The following is a 17,059-nucleotide window of genomic DNA, read 5'->3' as shown; positions in this document are numbered from 1 at the left end:
TAAATTTCTTAATATTTATGGCTAAAGATTGCACGAATGTTGCAATTATAGCATTTCTCATAATAGTCCGAACAGGTCATAGGAAGGCAGAATCAACAGCACGACGAAAGGATTCGAATAGAGGAATGTTTTTCCTGGCTCTGTTTTTTATAGCAAACCAATGATGCTCAATTTTGTTGAAATCTGGAGAATAAGGCGGCAGATACAAAATTTCTGCACCAACCCCTTTAGCAAGCTCGATAATCTTATCAGACTTATGAAAAGTAGCATTGTCAAGAATGACAGTCTGTCCAGGTTCCAAGATCGGTGTCAAAAATTGCTCAAACCATCCATTAAAAACATCCATATTACAGTGGCCTTCAAAGGTTAACGGAACAACTATCTTTCTTCCACTTAAGGCTGCAACCATACTGATTCGTTGAGTTTTCTTTCCAGATTTTAAGGCATAAAACCGCTGTCCTTTCTGGCAATATCCGTAGGGGTAGTCTTCGGTGTTATCAATGCCAGACTCATCTATATACACTAAGTTTTTAGGTTCTTTTGTCGCTATAATTTTCAAAAATTCAGCACGTTTTTCTTCGTTTCTTTCCTTGTATCCATATGTCTTTTTTTGCGCGTAAATCCAATTTTTTTAAGGGCTCGATAGATCGTTTGGATACTAACGTTGTTCCAAAGTTTAGCCATTTCCGATAGAGTCTTTCCTCCGTGTTCTCTGGCAAATTTGGCAAAGGTATCCCAGTCGGTAATTTTGTGATTGTAACCCCCATTTCCAAGTTTTTTTGATTGAAAGTCTCCTGTTTCTTTTCTTCTTTGCTGCCACTCCCATAAAGTAGTTCGTCCAATCTTAAATCTTGCTGCCACTGTTTCTCTGCTTTCTCCTTCGTCTAGCGCTTCCATTGCTTTTTTTCTTAAATCATAACTATATGCTGCTGGCATTCAACCTCCTTATCATCATCTACCCTTATCCTATCACATCCGGACTTTTATGGAAAGAGCTATAATAGGCTATACTCACGGCATAGGTGGGCCAATGATCACAATAGTGATAATAGGTGCAGCTTTGCTTGCGATATTTGGCAGAATGCCATGGCCAGCGCTTTTTGCACTCGGTGCATTTACTGCTGTGTTTTTTGGCGCTCCTGTAGTCGTTTCAAAAATAACACCAGGAGGTGTGATTTGTGAAGACGGTGCAGTAAAGAATCATCCATAGAAATTATTGGAGGCATAAACGTAGTTTTCTTTACTTGAAAGTGGTCAAGCTGACCACTTTCAGTGTCTATGAATACCTAATAAATTCTCTTTCTGTAATCATATCAGTTAAAGTTTAGATTCCAGCGTCACGCGCTGGAATGACAAGGCTTATCGTCATGCCGCCGCATACCGTCATACCGCGATTCATTCGCGGTATCTCATCAGCTAACAAGCAGCGGAATAACGGTTGTCGTTTAGCTATGAATATTAAGAAATTTACCAAATGAAAAAAAAGGCAAAAGAAGCCCCGTGGTTGGCTAATTACTTACATTATACTTTCAAGTATGGCGTTTTTTTATTCTAAACGCTTAATAACCGCAATTCAGCTGCTTTTAAGCCGCAACTAATCTAAATTATAAACATTAAGAAATTTACTGAGCGAAAAAAAAGGCAAAGAAACCCTAGGGTGGCTAGCATTCAAATTCTCCCTTGTCAATTTGACGTTTTTTGCTGTCTTAAACGCTTTGTAAGCGCGTTTCAGCTTATATAGGTAGAAACCTAGAAGTTTTATAAAGACATGAGGTGCACATAGTGCAAAAATTAAGCATGATTTACGCCAAATACATTAAGTTTTTTGTCATTAATCCACTGCAGAGATTGCGAAGATAAATAAATAGCTTCAGTTTCATGATAAGGGGACTGGCGAAGTTTGTAAAGTAACTTTTGCATTTAATTTAAAGTAAAAAAAACAGAAATGTTTTGGTTTGAGGTTTAATTGCCGGAATTTACAATTGGGAGTTGCCTGTATGAGCTTTGAAAGAGGTACTATTCATTTGATAATTCAAAAAACTTGAAAGAATAAAGATAGCTATTGAAATTATCTTGATTTACATCAGTTATCCAAGTTTGACATTGAATACTTAACACTTCCTCCATTAACGCCTTTCTGTAATGTTTATCCAGATGAGACATTATATCATCAAGTAGAAGAAGTGGTGCCTCATTGTAATGAATACACCTTGCTTTTACACTGGATAAAATAATAGAAAGCAGTAATAACTTTTGTTCTCCAGTGGAGCACAGATTTATTGGTACGTTTCTTTTTTGACAAAAAACCCGAAAATTATCGTTATGCACACCAAAGGTTACTCTACCAGTCAATGAATCTTTTTCTCTGTTTTCCTTTAGACGATTCTGAAAATATTCTGCAGTATCGTCCAAAGTTAGCTGGCTGCTGAATTTCAAACTTGCCTTCGGAAAAAACTCACTGGAATGGTTATCAATTGTGTCTTGTAGTGTCTTTAAAACAGACGATCGCATACGTAAAATACTAACTGCATTAACGGCCATTATGTTTTCAAGACTAGAGAGCCAATTTTCGTCCAAGGTGTTCTCTCTCAACAGTTTACTTCGCTCACGTTTAGCTTTTCTGTGTTTCATGTAGCAGCAAGTGTAATTTTCCTCAAACAGTGAGACTATACGGTCTAAAAATTTTAATCTGTCACTTGGAGAATTAAGAAGAACATAGTCCATTTGTGGAATCAGCCATATTACATTGGATATCTTATACAGAGATGAATAACTCGATTGCGTTTTTCCATCAATTTGTATTAGTTTCTTATCAAAACTCTTTGCGATACCAATTGAATTAAAATCCGTTCCATTAAAAAAATCATAGTGCACTACCCAATCTTCATTACTGAATCTATTTTGTATCTCACTGGCTTTTGCTTTTTTCATTCCATTGCTTTTAGCAAGCAACGAGATTGCTTCAAGTATATTAGTTTTACCAATACCGTTTTTGCCAGTTATTACAACTGAGCTATCATCTGAATCCAGTTCAAAGTTTGAGTGGCTACGAAAATTATGTAATTTCAGCTTTTTTATGTAGCAATGGGTAGCCATTAACCTATTCTTTAGTTTATATTCTCTTTACTTCTTCCAGAACCTCATCAACATGTCCACTAACTTTTACATTTTTCCAGATCTTCACTATTTTACCTTTTTTATCTATTAAAAAAGTAGTGCGTTCTATTCCCATATACTTTTTGCCAAACATACTTTTCTCTACCCAAACACCATATTTTCCCAACATTTCAGCATTCTCATCAGAAACTAAAGAAAACGGCAGAGAATATTTTGCTTTGAAGTTAGTGTGACATCTAACACTATCTTTTGATACACCAATTATCACTGTGTCAAGGAAAGAAAAATCATCTATTTTATCTCTAAAGCCTTTTGCCTCCATTGTACAACCCGGAGTATCGTCTTTAGGATAAAAATAAAGAACTACATTTTTTTTATCAAAAAATTCACTCAGTGATAAATTTTCACCAGAATCTGTTGGTAAGCTAAAATCGGGTGCATTATTTCCTACTGCTAATTCCATACCTTGCTCCATTAATAACACTTCTATCTATAGTAGTATATTGTAGTCAGAGTATCAAATTTTATATATAGCTAACAGATAAGATTCTTGATGGGGGCTTATTGATGAATTTCTGCCTACCTTCTCGGCTTGCCGCTTTTGATAAAGTGTGGTTTTCGTCTGATGTAAGGCCATATCAAATAGATCCTATTAAAAATCAATCGAATCTTCACATGTTTGTTCTTCATAAAAGAAGTTCAATGTTATCGTAGTACCAAGTTTTGCTTCACTTTTAATGTCAAAAGTTCCACCCATTAACTCTACTAATTTCTTGCTTAGCGGCAATCCGATGCCCGTACCTTCGTTTCTATACCCCGAATCTGCTTGGCCAAAAACAGACATAACTTTATATATGTCCTGCTGCATTATCCCTATTCCATTGTCATGAAACTCAATAGTTAATAAGTTTTTTTCTATATTTTCTTTTACCACCATTCTTATTAAACCACCCTTTGGGGTAAATTTGATTGAGTTTGATAATAAATTTATTATAACTTGTTTCATTCTCTTAGGATCTGCAATAACTAATAATTGCTTATTAGGTATCTCTTTTTTTAAATTAATCTCAGTTTCTCTTAATTTAGGTAATAGCATATTTATGCATGAATCCATTATTTTGTTCAGGTTAAACTTCACTTTTTCTACTGTTAAACTACTTGATTCAGCTTTAGAAAAATCGAGCACATCGTTAATTAAAGCAAGTAAATGCGTCCCTGCATTATATATATCGTCTGCATACTCCTTGTATTGAGAGTTATCCATTGAACCTAAAGTTTCATTTTTGATCAACTCTGCAAATCCAATAATAGCATTAAGAGGTGTGCGTAACTCATGTGTAACGCCTGCAAAAAACTTTAGCTTGTTTGCATTTTCTTGCTCTAATGCCTCTTTTATCTGCTGTAATTCAATGTTAGTTTTATGTTGCTTGGCCAGCATTTTGGTATTAGAAAAGTGCAAATAGAACATTATTAATATTAAAATTATTAATAATAAGCCTAAAAATAGGCCATATGCTATAACATAAGAATTATTGTAGCTTCGAAGAATCTTCAAAAAAAACGACGGTTTAGCGCTATTTTCATGGAATATAGGGAAAATAGAAGTTAATGTATTTCCTGTAGTATAAAATATTTCTTGGTTACTTAATAGTTTATCAATTTCATCGTTTGTAAGTAACTGTTCATAATCATAATCTTGAGTGTTAAAATTACTGAATATTATTCTGCCGTTTTGATCATACAGTATTAAGCTGAAATCCTTTACTTTGCTCACTGATTGTAATAATTCAGCACGTAGTTTTACTAGTTGGTTTATGTAGTCAAAATTTTTGTATTTAATGTGATGCTTTTCTATTAGTAAATAATGGTATTTTTTTATTATGCCATTTTCCAGTACGCTTTTTAAGTTTACACTTGAATCACGGTAAGAAGAAAGGAAATTACTCCTTAGTAAATAATTACAATATATCACACTGAATAAAATCATAAAAATTGATGAGAATAATGCGATAACTTTTGTGTATTTGTTTTTCCCCAGTGCAGAAAACATTAATTTACCTATCTTATACATATCCTTACTCATTGCGAAACAACGGCTTTTATGTTATTAATAATAAAATTTAGCATATAATATTTTATGACAATTTCTCCTATTTTGCCAGTTTATTCTCCTGTTAATATAAATTTTTCTCATGGCAAAGGTATCTACCTATATGATGTTGATGGTGAGCGCTACGTAGATTTTCACTCCGGAATAGCCGTTAGTAGCTTAGGTCACACTAATTCGCGATTAATTAGTGCTCTTAAATTGCAAGGAGAAAAATTATGGCATATATCAAATACCTATAATATACCTGCTGCCAATAATTTTGCAGAAAAATTAATAAACAATAGTTTCGCTGACACTGTATTTTTCTCAAATTCTGGATCAGAGACAGTAGAATGTGGACTTAAGATTGCTAGGATCTATCAAAATGGAAAAGGCAATAAAAATCGTCACAGAATTTTAACATTTCATGGTGCATTTCATGGAAGAACCTTTTTAACTTGTGCTACAAACGATAAACAGAAATTTTCTGAATTACTAAATCCCTACATTGATTGGTGTGATAACATCGAGCCCAATATTGAGAGCGTAAAGAAAGCAATTTCAAGTGGTATAGGCGTTATATTAATAGAACCAACACAAGGGCAAGGTGGTATCAAAGTAATGAATGAAGTCTTTATGAAAGAACTAAGAAGGCTGTGTGATGAAAATGACATATTGTTATTTTTTGATTGCGTACAATGCGGTGCTGGTAGGACAGGAAAATTATTCGCATACGAACATATAGGAGTGGAACCTGATATATGTGCTCTTGCAAAGGGAATAGGCGGGGGGTTTCCGCTGGGGGCTTGTCTTGCAACTGAAAAGGCTGCTAAATATATGGCAGTTGGTATGCACGGTTCCACTTTTGGTGGCAATCCGCTTGCAACCTCAGTAGGTAATGCTGTGCTCGAAGAATTGCTCAGCCCCGGCTTTTTGAAAAATGTTGAAATTAGAGGTAAATACTTAAAAAATAAACTAGAAGACTTAGCAAGTAAATTTCCAATAATAGAGGAAGTAAGAGGGAAAGGGTTAATGCTTGGAATAAAAGTGAAAGCAGACAATCAAAAGTTTGCAGAAGAGTTAAGTCATCGCGGCTTGCTTACTGTTGGGGTAACATCAGATAACGTTGTGAGAATTTTACCTCCACTCATTATCACTGAAAAAGAGATTGATGAAGGCATCGAGATTTTGACTCAATATTTATCTGAGAAATCTTCTGATTAGATACTTGCATTAATATGAACGACAATCTGGTATGCTTAGGAATTATTACCTCTCCTCACGGAATTAAAGGAGCTGTTAAAGTAAAAACCTTTACTGAAAAGCCTGAAAATATCTCCTTATATGGTAAGCTAATAAGTGGTGATGAGAATTATAAAATAGACTCAGTATCCGTCATAGGTGATAATTTAGTAATAGCTACAATAAGCGGAGTAAATTCCCGTAATGAAGCAGAGCTTTTAAGGAATAAGAAGCTATATATAGAAAGAAGCAAGTTACCAGAGCTAAATGATGAGGATGAATTTTACCAAAGTGACCTTGTAGATATGGAAGTAAGGCTGAAAAGTAATGAATTATATGGCTATGTAAAATCTGTGTATAATTTCGGCTCAGGGGATATATTAGAAATTTTAGTTATCAGCACAAAAAAACGTATTATGCTGTCTTTCACTAAAGAGATATTTCCACATATAAATATAAAGGGGAGGTATATAGTATTAAATATACCAGAATTTATTGACTAATAAAGACTTTGATATTTATATAAAGCTATTTATAATTGTAAGATCAAACTGAAAATGTAATTATGGCAGAAAGAGCTAACGATATTAGACCAGGTCAGGTGTTGGAACATAACGGCGGATTATTTTTGGTTGTAGGTATTATGCATACTCAACCTGGTAAAGGTGGTGCATACATACAAGCCGAAATGAAAAACATCAAAACCGGAGCAAAACACTATGAAAGATTTCGTTCTGATGCAACAATCAGAAGGGCAATTTTAGATGAAGAGGAATATGTTTACCTTTTCACTGAAGGAAACATTGTAAATCTTATGCATCCAAGTAATTACGAGCAAATCACTATAAATTTGGACTTATTGGGAGAAAAAAAAATTTATTTACAGGATAACATGAAAATTAAAGTTGTAGCTTATCAAGACAAAATAATTTCTGCGCATGTGCCTGATTATGTTACACTTGCTGTGAAAGAAACAGAGTCTGTTATTAAAGGACAAACTGCTACTGCTTCTTATAAGCCTGCAATTTTGGAAAACGGAATGCGCGTTAACGTGCCTCAGTTTATAAAAGAAGAGGATAAAATTGTAGTATATACTCCAGATGACAGCTATTATGAAAGAGTGAAAGAGTAAAAAGAAGAATGTCCATCTCATCACCACGAATTAATGTGATGCTTGATTCTGTGCGTAATGCTTCCAGGCAGCTTATGCGCGATTTTAATGAATTGCAAATTTCTAATGTTAAATCAGCAGACTTTATTAATAAAACTTATTCAAAATCCAAGCAAACCATATACGATTGCTTGCACGACTACAAACGAGACTATGGGTTTATTTCCGAAGATGATACTGATCAAGAAGTAAAAGATGACACTTATACCTGGTTTATTATGCCTATAGAGGGCAGGGAGAACTTTTCCAGTTGTATGGTTTATTTTGCAGTATCAGTCTGTCTCATTCATAAAAATAAAGTTGTGGCGGCTGTAATTGATGCTCCGGCTCTTAGAGAAACTTTTTGGGCAGAAGAAAAGAAAGGTGCTTTTCTTGAGGATTTTAGATCTCGTCATATAAAAATGCGAGTGAAAAGCCGTGAAGGGGGTCTAATAGATGTAAGTGGTAATTTATTAAATAAATTGCTGCCTGGTAATAGTAATGTACGCTCCATAGGTTCAACAATTTTAGGCTTTGCATACCTTGCAGCAGGAAGGCACAGAGGAACAGTTTACTCTGGAGTTAACAAATATAAAGCCTTGCTCGGTAGACTTTTTCTGCAAGAAAGCGGTGGAAGGCTAACGGAAGACAACGGGCTAATCATTGCTGGAGATATAAAACTATAGCTAAAGTAATTTATGTTTACCTACAATTTGATAAGCGTAAAACTCGTCATTCCGCTACTTGTTAGCGGAATCCATGCTGAGATACCGCGAATAAATCGCGGTATGACGTAGGGCTGTACTAGCTATAGCATAAACAGGCTAAAGGGATAGACAATTTTTCGAAAACTTTTACAAGAGATTCTGTTAAATGCTCTATCATTTCATCTGTATGATAAGGTGTAGGGGTAATACGGAAACGCTCAGTTCCTCTTGGAACTGTCGGGTAATTTATATGTTGAACGTATATTCCATACTCATCAAATAATAATTTTGATGCTTTTTTGGATAACTCTGGGTCGCCAATTATTATTGGAATTATATGAGTTTCTGTTGGAATGAAGTTAATTCCTGCATTTCTCAGCGAGTTTTTTACTTTTTCAACGACTTGCTTTTGCTTTTCCCTTTCAATGTTGCTCGATTTTAGGTGCTCAACGCTTGCCTTTGCTGCCGCTGCTAAAACAGGCGACATAGCAGTGGTAAAAATAAATCCTGGAGCGGAACTTCTTATTACATCTACCAAGCTCTTTGAAGACGCTATATACCCACCCATCACTCCAAAAGCCTTCGATAGTGTACCTTGAATAACGGTTATTCTATCCATCAGACCTTCTCTTTCTGCAATTCCGCCACCATGTGAACCATACATGCCAACTGCGTGCACCTCATCCAAATAGGTAATTGCATTATGTTGATCTGCAAGATCACATATCGCTTCAAGCGGCGCTATATCGCCATCCATTGAATATACGGATTCAAGCGCTATTATTTTTGGTGTCTTTTTGTCTATAGACTTGAGTAACTGCTCTAGATGATTAACATTATTGTGTTTAAATATATGTTTTGGCCTTTTTCCTGATTTTATGCCTTCTATCATCGAAGAATGGTTCTTCTCATCTGAAAAAATTACTACGCCAGGAATAACAGACGATAAAGTGCTAAGTGTTGTCTGGTTAGCAAGGTAGCCACAAGCAAAAGTTAAAGCAGCCTCTTTTTTATGCAAACAAGCTAAGGATTTTTCAAGTTCGACAACCTCTTTTGTTGTACCAGATATATTTCTTGTTCCTCCAGCGCCAATAGATGAATTTTGGATAGCGGCAATTACACTCTCATTTTGTGACATTCCCAAATAGTTATTACTGCACCAGACTATTACTTCCCTATTTCTTTCATAGTCCATAATGTGGGGAAGCCTACCTGGCAATGACGCAAAGTGCGTAAATTCACGGTAGCGCCCCTCATCTTTTATATCTTTTATTTTATTCAAGAATATTTCTTCGTAGTTTACCAAGTCCTTATTTACCGATAATTAACATAATTATAATAAATTATTAAATGGTAAACTACAATATTTATTCCTTATTGTGCTGTTAGTTCAGCTGTTTTAACAGTTTCAACATTGCTGTTTTCAACTGAGCTTTTAGGTGTGCAGTAGTATATAACTGCAGCAGCAACCAGACAACAAGCTCCAACTGCTATTCCTGCAGCTAGCATTTCCCAAATAAACTGTAATAGCTACTCCTGAAACAACTCCAGCTACTGCTAACGTCCATGTAGCTACGGTAGGCCACTTACTCTTTTGCGTATTTTGTGCTGCAGTAATACTTCCATTTCCTGGATTATTAGGCAGCTTGCCATTGGTTTGAGTATCATTCACCTGCTCAGATTTGTTGTTAGCTACTGAAGGTATTAGTGTTGGCTTCAGTGCCGGTGTTGTTTGTGGTGTCGGCTCTGGCGTAGGTGTTGGAATTGGGTTCGGCGTTGGCGCCGGCGTAGGTGTTGGAATTGGATCTTCCTCTGAAAGCCTATGACCGTCAATATCATCCTGTGCCCCAGTGCCAATAGCATTGCGAGTTCTATCATTAAGTGCACCATTCTTATACAAATCTGTAAGTACTTTTACTATATTTTGCAATTCTTCTGGACTTGCTTCGTTGATCACATTCAAATTAAAGGTAATGCAACCATTAGAGGCAGGAAGTTGGATTTCCGATATTCCATTGTTAAGAAACTCCTGTACCGTAAGCTTAAGCGGAGTAAAATCCTCTCTACCATGCTTGTTGAAAATTTCAATGACATTGAGGGAAGCAAGCTGTTGACTACTTAAAACTGCAGATTGCAAATTCTGTGCATTTCTTGTTTTGACAGTAATATTTCTTTCATGCGCAACTGTCAATGGAGTATAGCCAAAACTATCTCGTACCCTAATAGATTGAGGAGAATGCGTGTTATCTTCTGGAGGTGGAGAAACTTTAACAAACTCGTTATCACTACCGTCAGTAACATCCTTATCACTCACAAGACTATCTACTTTTTTAGGTATAGTTACTGCTGCATTAGCAGAGGCTTCTGTATCTTCAACATCACCACTCGCAGAACTCTGTGGTGAAAGTGGTGGTGAATCTGGCTGCTCATCGCCGCTTTGAACATCATTCACTTGTCCAGAGTTTTCGCTAGCTACCATATTGTCATTAATATTTTCAGCCGTAGACACGTTGCCGACATCTGGAGAAACGCTAGATGATGGTACTAAAATTTCTGATCGTATATCTTGTGAAACATCCTCACTAACAGGAGCTGCTTGACTACTTGTAGTAGCACTAACATCATTTACTGATGATGCAGCAGTCTTAGCATTCATTTCAATGTTGCTGATCTTTTCTGTAAGCAATTCTTTAGCTTCTGTGAGTCTTTTCTTCTGATTAATTCTTATGTTCTTCTTAGCAAGATCTAGACCTCTAGTGTTCTCCTTCTTTGTAAGTTCAGTATTTACTTGGTTTAGGGCTTTCTTCAAAACAAGCTTATCATCATTGCTTTCTAGGAAATTCTTCATCCGCTTAACATCGTAGATAACATCAATAAACAATCCCTGCTTTATACTTTTTTTATTTTTAGACATTTTACCTCTCCTATAATTATTACCTATAGCTTCTTCTATTGAAGCCTCTTCATTGTTCATAATATTTTTTCCTTTGTCAACATTTTCTTGTGGCTGCTTACTGCCAGCACTTTCAAGTCCTGGATTTTCTGATTGATTGTTATCTTCTTCATTCACTACTTGACTTGAAGTTGCAGTTTCATTTACTAAGTTACTATTTGATCGTACATTATCCTTAAGAAAATTTAGTATTTCTGTACGATTCCGCTCCTCAGCCTTCATTCCATCTGGATACTGCGATATACAAACTCTTCCCTCCTTATATTTTTCATAAGCATTTTGTACGTATTGTATGATTTTTTCAGTTATAACAGCACCTTTCTCTACAAACAATTTTACTCTTTCTAGATTACCTAATTTAATGGCTTCTTTAAATTGATCTTTACTAGTCTTCATAAGAAACGTTAATACGCTTAAATGAGCTTGCTTTTTATCTTCCCTACAAATTTTACAAGCATCTCGTGCGCATTGTATGATTTCTCCAGATATAACAGTACCTTTGTCTACATACGATTTTATTTTTTTCAGATCACCTTGTTCAATGGCCTTTTTAAATAGCTGTTCATTATGAATATCCACAAGAAACGTTAATACGCTTGAATGAGCTTGCTTTTTATCTTCCTCACATTTTTCATAAACACCTCGTGCGTATTGTATGGCTTTTTCAGTTATAACAGCATCCTTACTCACAAGCAATTCTATTACTTCCAGATTACCTGCTCCAATGGCTTTGTTAACTTCCTCCTTACCAATTTTTGCTCTCTCTTCAAGAAATAACTTAACTATCTTCAAGCGATTATTTTGAATAGCTACACTTAAAGGACTCTCACGATGACTATTTTTAGCATTAACATCCTTACCCTTCGCAAGAAGTCTTTTAGCCCTGTCAATATTACCTTCCTTAGCAGCATGATGCAAAAGCCCTCCTGGGTGTAACACGTTAAGAAGGAATAATTTAGTTCCTGAAGCTACCATGTCTAAAAATGTCTTACCAGATTTATCTTTAATTTCCTCATTAGCTCCCTCTTTTAAAAGCAACCTTACTATTTCATCCTTATTGGAAGCAGCAGCATAATGTAGAGCTGTTTTGCCATCGCTATCTTGAGTGTCAATCTTAGCACCACTTTCAACAAGCAACATTACCATTTTATTAACATTTTGAATGTCACCATAAGAGGAAACGGTATAATGTAAAGCTGTTTTGTTATTCCTATCTTGAATATTAACATTAGCGTCATTTTTAATAAGTGAGTTTACTAAATCATAATCGCCTTTTTCTACAGCATAGTGCAAAAGTTTTGATGATATAGCAGGATCTCTACTCTCAGTATCTTCAAATCTATTTAGTATCGCTTCCACGCATTCCTGATTGCCAATTGACGACGCCCTTTTAAGTTTTTCACATATATTATTCCAAGAGAGTACACGACTTTGTTTTTCTTCTAAAAATTCTAATAAAGCTTTAATATACCCCTGTCCACCAGCACCAAGAAGTAGCCTATCCAAATCTTCATCTTGCGTGAATAATATACCTTCGTGCATCTTTGCACATTTTTCCACAAGCGTATCATTAGCAGCAATGGCCAGCAGTACAAGCTCTTTCACTGTATTATTATAGTTACCCTTTTTATAATTCGACAGCACCGTGTACATAGGCTTAGTCAAATTAAGTTATTGAGAGCAAAAACTCTTAAAATTACCACGATTCAAGTCAGCGATAAACCTATCATTCTTCTTATCTTCTCTTATATTATTTATAACTTCATCCAAATCCGTATAATCACCATTTTTTGCTTTATTTATACTATCTACCAATTCATCAAAGGCTAAACTTTTAGGAATGATATCAAATGAATTATCAACATCTGAATCCACCTCTGCTGGCGAACCTGCAACAACCGCATTATCGGCACCTTTAAAATACTTATTGATATCATCTAGTAAACTTTCTCTACCAGTTTTTAACTGCTCGGGAATGGTAAGTGTTACTTTACCTTCTTCATACTCTACCTTACCATTCTGAGATTTAAGCGTGAACTCTAAAATAGCATCAAGCCTGCATATTTCTATATTTGTATCCTGTTGCTTAACAGGCATACTTGGACAATACTGAATATTTAGGGAATCTTGGCTATTACATATAATACTTATCTTTCTATCGTTAGCGTCAGACAATTGTAGGTTATGCTCAAAAAATATAGGAAAGAGCTGCATGAACAAAGAGCCGTCATACCCGGCTTGATTGCAATTAGTAATTAACTCTTTCAGTATATGATCATCTGGAACTTCTGCCTTAGCATGCTTAAACATTTCTATTAGAACATGCTTTGCAACTTGGCGTTTATTACTTTGAAGCTCTTGATTATACCTATCGCACAACTGGCCAACAAAATCTTTACTTATGGTTTTACCATTGATTATAAAATTCATTCTAGGTAAGTCTTTATAAGCTTGCTTACCAGAATTCGCATCAGCATTATTTTTGTCTGCCCTTACTTGACTGAGCAAAGATTGCGTTAGCTGGAATTCTAATGTAGTCGCTCTGTTGGTATTTTGTTCTTCTTCAGCCTCTGAACAATTACCTGAATCCCCAGAATTTTTCGTACTTTTAACTTTATTTTCTTTTGCAGCATCTGCTGCTGGTGGCATGAGCCCACCAAGTAAACTCCAAGTCATGTTTTCCCCTACTAAAACAACTTAACTAAAGTATAGCATTAAACAGAAATCTTGCCAAGCAAATTATTCAGTCTCTTAGCAAACAGGCTTGCATTGTCCATCTCTTCGCCTTCCACGATGCAAGCTTGGTAAAACAATAAGTGAACCATGTCCTCCAATGTTGGGTTTTCACCACTTTCAGCATAAGATTTCATTATACTCTTTATTACAGGATGCTTAGTGTTAATTTCCAGCACCTTTGGCGTGCGGTAATTTAGCTGCTTTTGTTCACGCAAAAAACGCTCCATGCGAAGATCCATAGCACCTTCATCAACCGCTAGGCATACGGGACTATCAGTCAATTTTTTGGAAATTTTTACGCTTTTTACTGAATCTCCAAGCACTGTGGTAAAATATTGCAATATAGTTTCCTCAGTTTTTTCTTCATTCGATTTGTTTTCTTCATTTTTCTTATCTTCTTCTGAAGAGAATTTTTCCAAATCAACATCAGCGCGAGTCACAGACTTAAACTTTTGATCTTTATATTCATGAATTACACTAGTCCAGAAATCATCCACTGGATCAACGAACAGAAGAACCTCCAGCCCTTTACTGACGAACCCCTCAAGTTGCGGACTGTTTTTCACTGAATCGAGGCTATTTCCGGTGAGATAATAGATATGTTCCTGCTCAGGCTTCATTCTGCTTATATAGTCATCAATGCTGACTAATTTCTCATCACCAGTACTATGAAATCTGCAAATTGAGAGTAGTGCTTCTCTCTCATCAGTTGGCATAGCTTCACAAAGACCTTCCTTTAAAACTGCACCAAAATTGGTCCAGAATTTTGTATATTCCTCTAAATTCTCTTTTGCTTTTTTACCGAGCTCTGATATCACACGCTTAGTGAGAGATTTTCTGATCTGCTCAACAACACGATTATTCTGCAGCGTTTCTCTGCTGATATTAAGAGGCAAGTCCGGTGAATCAACCACGCCTTTCAGAAAACGCAAGTATTGTGGTATAATCTGTACGTTATCTTCAGTGATAAATACTTTATTTACATATAACTTCACAGAGCAACGTCTATCTGGATGGAATAAATCAAAAGGTTTTATAGAAGGAACATAAAGCAAATTTGTATATTCTATTGCACCTTCATTTTTATTATGCAATATCATCCAGGGCTCCCCGCCAACGTGAGCAACACTGCGAAAAAAATCGTTGTGCTCCTCTTGAGTAACGTCATTTTTTGGCTTAGTCCAAATTGCAGCCTTACTGTTTAACTTTTCACTTTTTCCTTCTTCGTCTATAAATTCAACAGGAAAATTTATGTGATCAGAGTAAGTAGTGACAATATTTTCAACACGAAATTTATCTAAAAACTCGTTTTCTTCAGGATGCATAATGAGCGTAATTTTGGTTCCGCGAGGGACTTGATTATCTGACTTGCTGATTGAATATTCCCCATCTCCTTTGGATTGCCAGATCCAAGACTCCTCTTCTCCAGCTTTTCTCGATTCTACTATTACTTCTGATGCAACCATAAAGCTTGAGTAAAAACCAACACCAAACTTCCCAATCAGCTCCACAGTTTGGCTTGAATCCTTGCTATTCTTAATCGCATCCAAGAACTTTTGCGTACCAGAGCTTGCAATTGTACCAAGATTGTCTATTAAATCCTGTCTATTCATTCCAATGCCATTATCAGTGATATATAGCTCGTTCTTATCTTTATTGGAGCTGATAGTGATTTTTAATTCGTCACTCAAATCTAGCAAATTAGGGTTTAGTTGAGATTCATAGCGCAACTTATCACATGCATCTGATGCATTTGATATTAATTCACGCAGAAAAATGTCTTTATTGGTGTAAAGTGAATGAATCACTATATTCAGTACTTTCCCTACCTCAGCGTCAAATTTTAAATTTTCAGTTTCTTGTACATTATGCATTTTGAGCTCCATTATTTGCCTACTACCCTAATAATTTAAGTATTGAATCACGATCTTTCAAGGTCACGTACACCAAAATTAATGTGGGTGTAGTTATTATGACACCCAATTTATGGGATCTCTTGCATAACAAACTTTTGGCAGCGCATTGGATGAAACGAAAAACTTCCTTGACACCCTTCGCCAGCCCCCTTATCATGAAACTGAAGCTATTTATTTATCTTCGCAATCTCTGCAGTGGATTAATGACAAAAAAACTTAATGTATTTGGCGTAAATCATGCTTAATTTTTTGCACTATGTGCACCTCATGTCTTTATCAAATTTCTAGCTACACAAGCTGAAATACGCTATTTAAAACATCAAAAAACGCCAACTTAAAAAATGGATAGTGAATAATTAGCTACCCTAGGGTTTCTTTGCCTTTTTTTCTGTTTAGTAAATTTCTTAACGTTTATAATTTAGATTAGTTGCGGCTTAAAAGCGGCTGAGTCACGGTTATTAAGCGTTTAGAATAAAAAAACGCCATACTTGAAAGTATAATGTAAGTAACTAGCCAACCATCGGGCTTTTTTTGCCTTTTTTTTCGCTTGGTAAATTTTTTAATACTTAGATTAGTTGCAATTTAAGAGACCAGAAATGGTCAGTGCTTGGCACTGGAATAACGTCCTCCTTTGTTATCCCAGTGCCCAGACACTGGGATCCAGGAAACTTAATTGCAAGTAATGCATTGGATTTGGTGAGTATGGGTTTTATGTTATAGAATGAAACACTTTTGGTGAATTTGTAAAGAAAACTGGATCCCAGTGTTTGGGCACTGGGATGACACCATTCTTTTTCCTGGATTCCAGACTGGAATGACACCATTTGTTGTGTTTAACAAAGTTCGTACTTAGCTTCATATTAGCCGTAAATATTTAAGAAATTTACCAAACGAAAAAAAAGGCAAAAGAAGCCCTGGGGTTATTATCCGCTTTAAAATATTGGCGTTTTTTATGTTTTAAACGCTTGACAAGCGAAATTCAGCTGCTTTTAATTGCAACTAACTTACGCTGCAAATGTTTAAGAAATTTACTAAGCAGAAAAAAAGACAAAGAATCCCCGAGTTAGCTAGTCTTTTACTATCTCTGTCGAGTATTGGCATTTTTTGATGTCTTGTAACGCTTTATAAGCGCGTTCAGCTTATTTAGAT

General features: G+C 35.6%; 13 protein-coding genes and 1 pseudogene. 5 read left to right on the top strand and 9 right to left on the bottom strand.

The features are described from left to right. Positions 1-76: 76 nt before the first annotated feature. A protein-coding gene (locus tag AAGD84_RS03075) for an IS630 family transposase (RefSeq protein ID WP_264705388.1) occupies positions 77-936 on the bottom strand; the annotation gives its coding sequence in 2 pieces (ribosomal slippage) (positions 77-612 and positions 612-936; 861 coding nt in all). 61 nt (positions 937-997) lie between these two features. On the opposite strand from AAGD84_RS03075, the pseudogene AAGD84_RS03070 reads away from it, so the two are divergent. Then, positions 998-1,210: pseudogene (locus tag AAGD84_RS03070) on the top strand (TrbC/VirB2 family protein); the annotation flags it as partial. Between the two features lie 806 nt (positions 1,211-2,016). On the opposite strand, the gene recF reads toward AAGD84_RS03070, so the two are convergent. The 3 genes from recF to AAGD84_RS03055 form a co-directional block, all read right to left on the bottom strand. Continuing rightward, entirely contained in the window at positions 2,017-3,096 is a 1,080-nt protein-coding gene (recF, locus tag AAGD84_RS03065) for a DNA replication/repair protein RecF (RefSeq protein ID WP_341818133.1), read from the bottom strand. 16 nt (positions 3,097-3,112) lie between these two features. Continuing rightward, complete coding sequence (gene bcp / locus AAGD84_RS03060) at positions 3,113-3,580, bottom strand: thioredoxin-dependent thiol peroxidase (protein ID WP_006279715.1); 468 nt, start codon at positions 3,578-3,580, stop codon at positions 3,113-3,115. A gap of 189 nt (positions 3,581-3,769) precedes the next feature. Further along, on the bottom strand, positions 3,770-5,188 hold the full coding sequence (locus AAGD84_RS03055; RefSeq protein ID WP_265038487.1) for a sensor histidine kinase: 1,419 nt from the start codon (positions 5,186-5,188) through the stop codon (positions 3,770-3,772). Between the two features lie 66 nt (positions 5,189-5,254). Here AAGD84_RS03055 and AAGD84_RS03050 point away from each other — a divergent pair, with 66 nt between their 5' ends. The 4 genes from AAGD84_RS03050 (at position 5,255) to AAGD84_RS03035 (ending at position 8,284) form a co-directional block, all read left to right on the top strand. Beyond that, positions 5,255-6,430, top strand: a complete 1,176-nt coding sequence (locus AAGD84_RS03050; RefSeq protein WP_341818132.1) for an aspartate aminotransferase family protein — start codon at positions 5,255-5,257, stop codon at positions 6,428-6,430. A 14-nt stretch (positions 6,431-6,444) separates the two neighbouring features. After that, positions 6,445-6,951: a ribosome maturation factor RimM gene (rimM, locus tag AAGD84_RS03045; RefSeq protein ID WP_006279718.1), complete on the top strand. Its 507-nt coding sequence runs from the start codon at positions 6,445-6,447 to the stop codon at positions 6,949-6,951. 62 nt (positions 6,952-7,013) lie between these two features. After that, a complete protein-coding gene (efp, locus tag AAGD84_RS03040; RefSeq protein ID WP_012673415.1) occupies positions 7,014-7,580 on the top strand; it encodes an elongation factor P in 567 nt (188 codons plus the stop codon). Between the two features lie 8 nt (positions 7,581-7,588). Continuing rightward, a complete protein-coding gene (locus tag AAGD84_RS03035) occupies positions 7,589-8,284 on the top strand; it encodes an inositol monophosphatase family protein (RefSeq protein WP_151807552.1) in 696 nt (231 codons plus the stop codon). A 118-nt stretch (positions 8,285-8,402) separates the two neighbouring features. Here AAGD84_RS03035 and hemA read toward each other — a convergent pair whose 3' ends face one another. The 5 genes from hemA to AAGD84_RS03010 form a co-directional block, all read right to left on the bottom strand. Then, positions 8,403-9,611, bottom strand: a complete 1,209-nt coding sequence (gene hemA / locus AAGD84_RS03030) for a 5-aminolevulinate synthase (RefSeq protein WP_341818131.1) — start codon at positions 9,609-9,611, stop codon at positions 8,403-8,405. Between the two features lie 129 nt (positions 9,612-9,740). Beyond that, complete coding sequence (locus AAGD84_RS03025; RefSeq protein WP_341818130.1) at positions 9,741-12,911, bottom strand: ankyrin repeat domain-containing protein; 3,171 nt, start codon at positions 12,909-12,911, stop codon at positions 9,741-9,743. 18 nt (positions 12,912-12,929) lie between these two features. Continuing rightward, positions 12,930-13,907 carry a hypothetical protein gene (locus tag AAGD84_RS03020; protein ID WP_341818129.1) on the bottom strand — a complete coding sequence of 326 codons (978 nt, stop codon included), beginning with the start codon at positions 13,905-13,907 and terminating at the stop codon, positions 12,930-12,932. A 65-nt stretch (positions 13,908-13,972) separates the two neighbouring features. Further along, positions 13,973-15,868 (bottom strand): molecular chaperone HtpG, encoded by a 1,896-nt coding sequence (gene htpG / locus AAGD84_RS03015; protein WP_264723072.1) that lies wholly within the window; start codon positions 15,866-15,868, stop codon positions 13,973-13,975. Between the two features lie 608 nt (positions 15,869-16,476). Next, positions 16,477-16,734: a hypothetical protein gene (locus tag AAGD84_RS03010; RefSeq protein WP_065095159.1), complete on the bottom strand. Its 258-nt coding sequence runs from the start codon at positions 16,732-16,734 to the stop codon at positions 16,477-16,479. Positions 16,735-17,059 lie beyond the last annotated feature (325 nt).

Origin of the sequence: Wolbachia endosymbiont (group A) of Andrena fulva (genome assembly GCF_964026815.1) — a bacterium.
In the GTDB taxonomy this organism is placed as follows: domain Bacteria; phylum Pseudomonadota; class Alphaproteobacteria; order Rickettsiales; family Anaplasmataceae; genus Wolbachia; species Wolbachia pipientis.
Note: the sequence above shows the minus strand (reverse complement) of the source record. Positions and strands in the feature narration are given on the sequence as shown.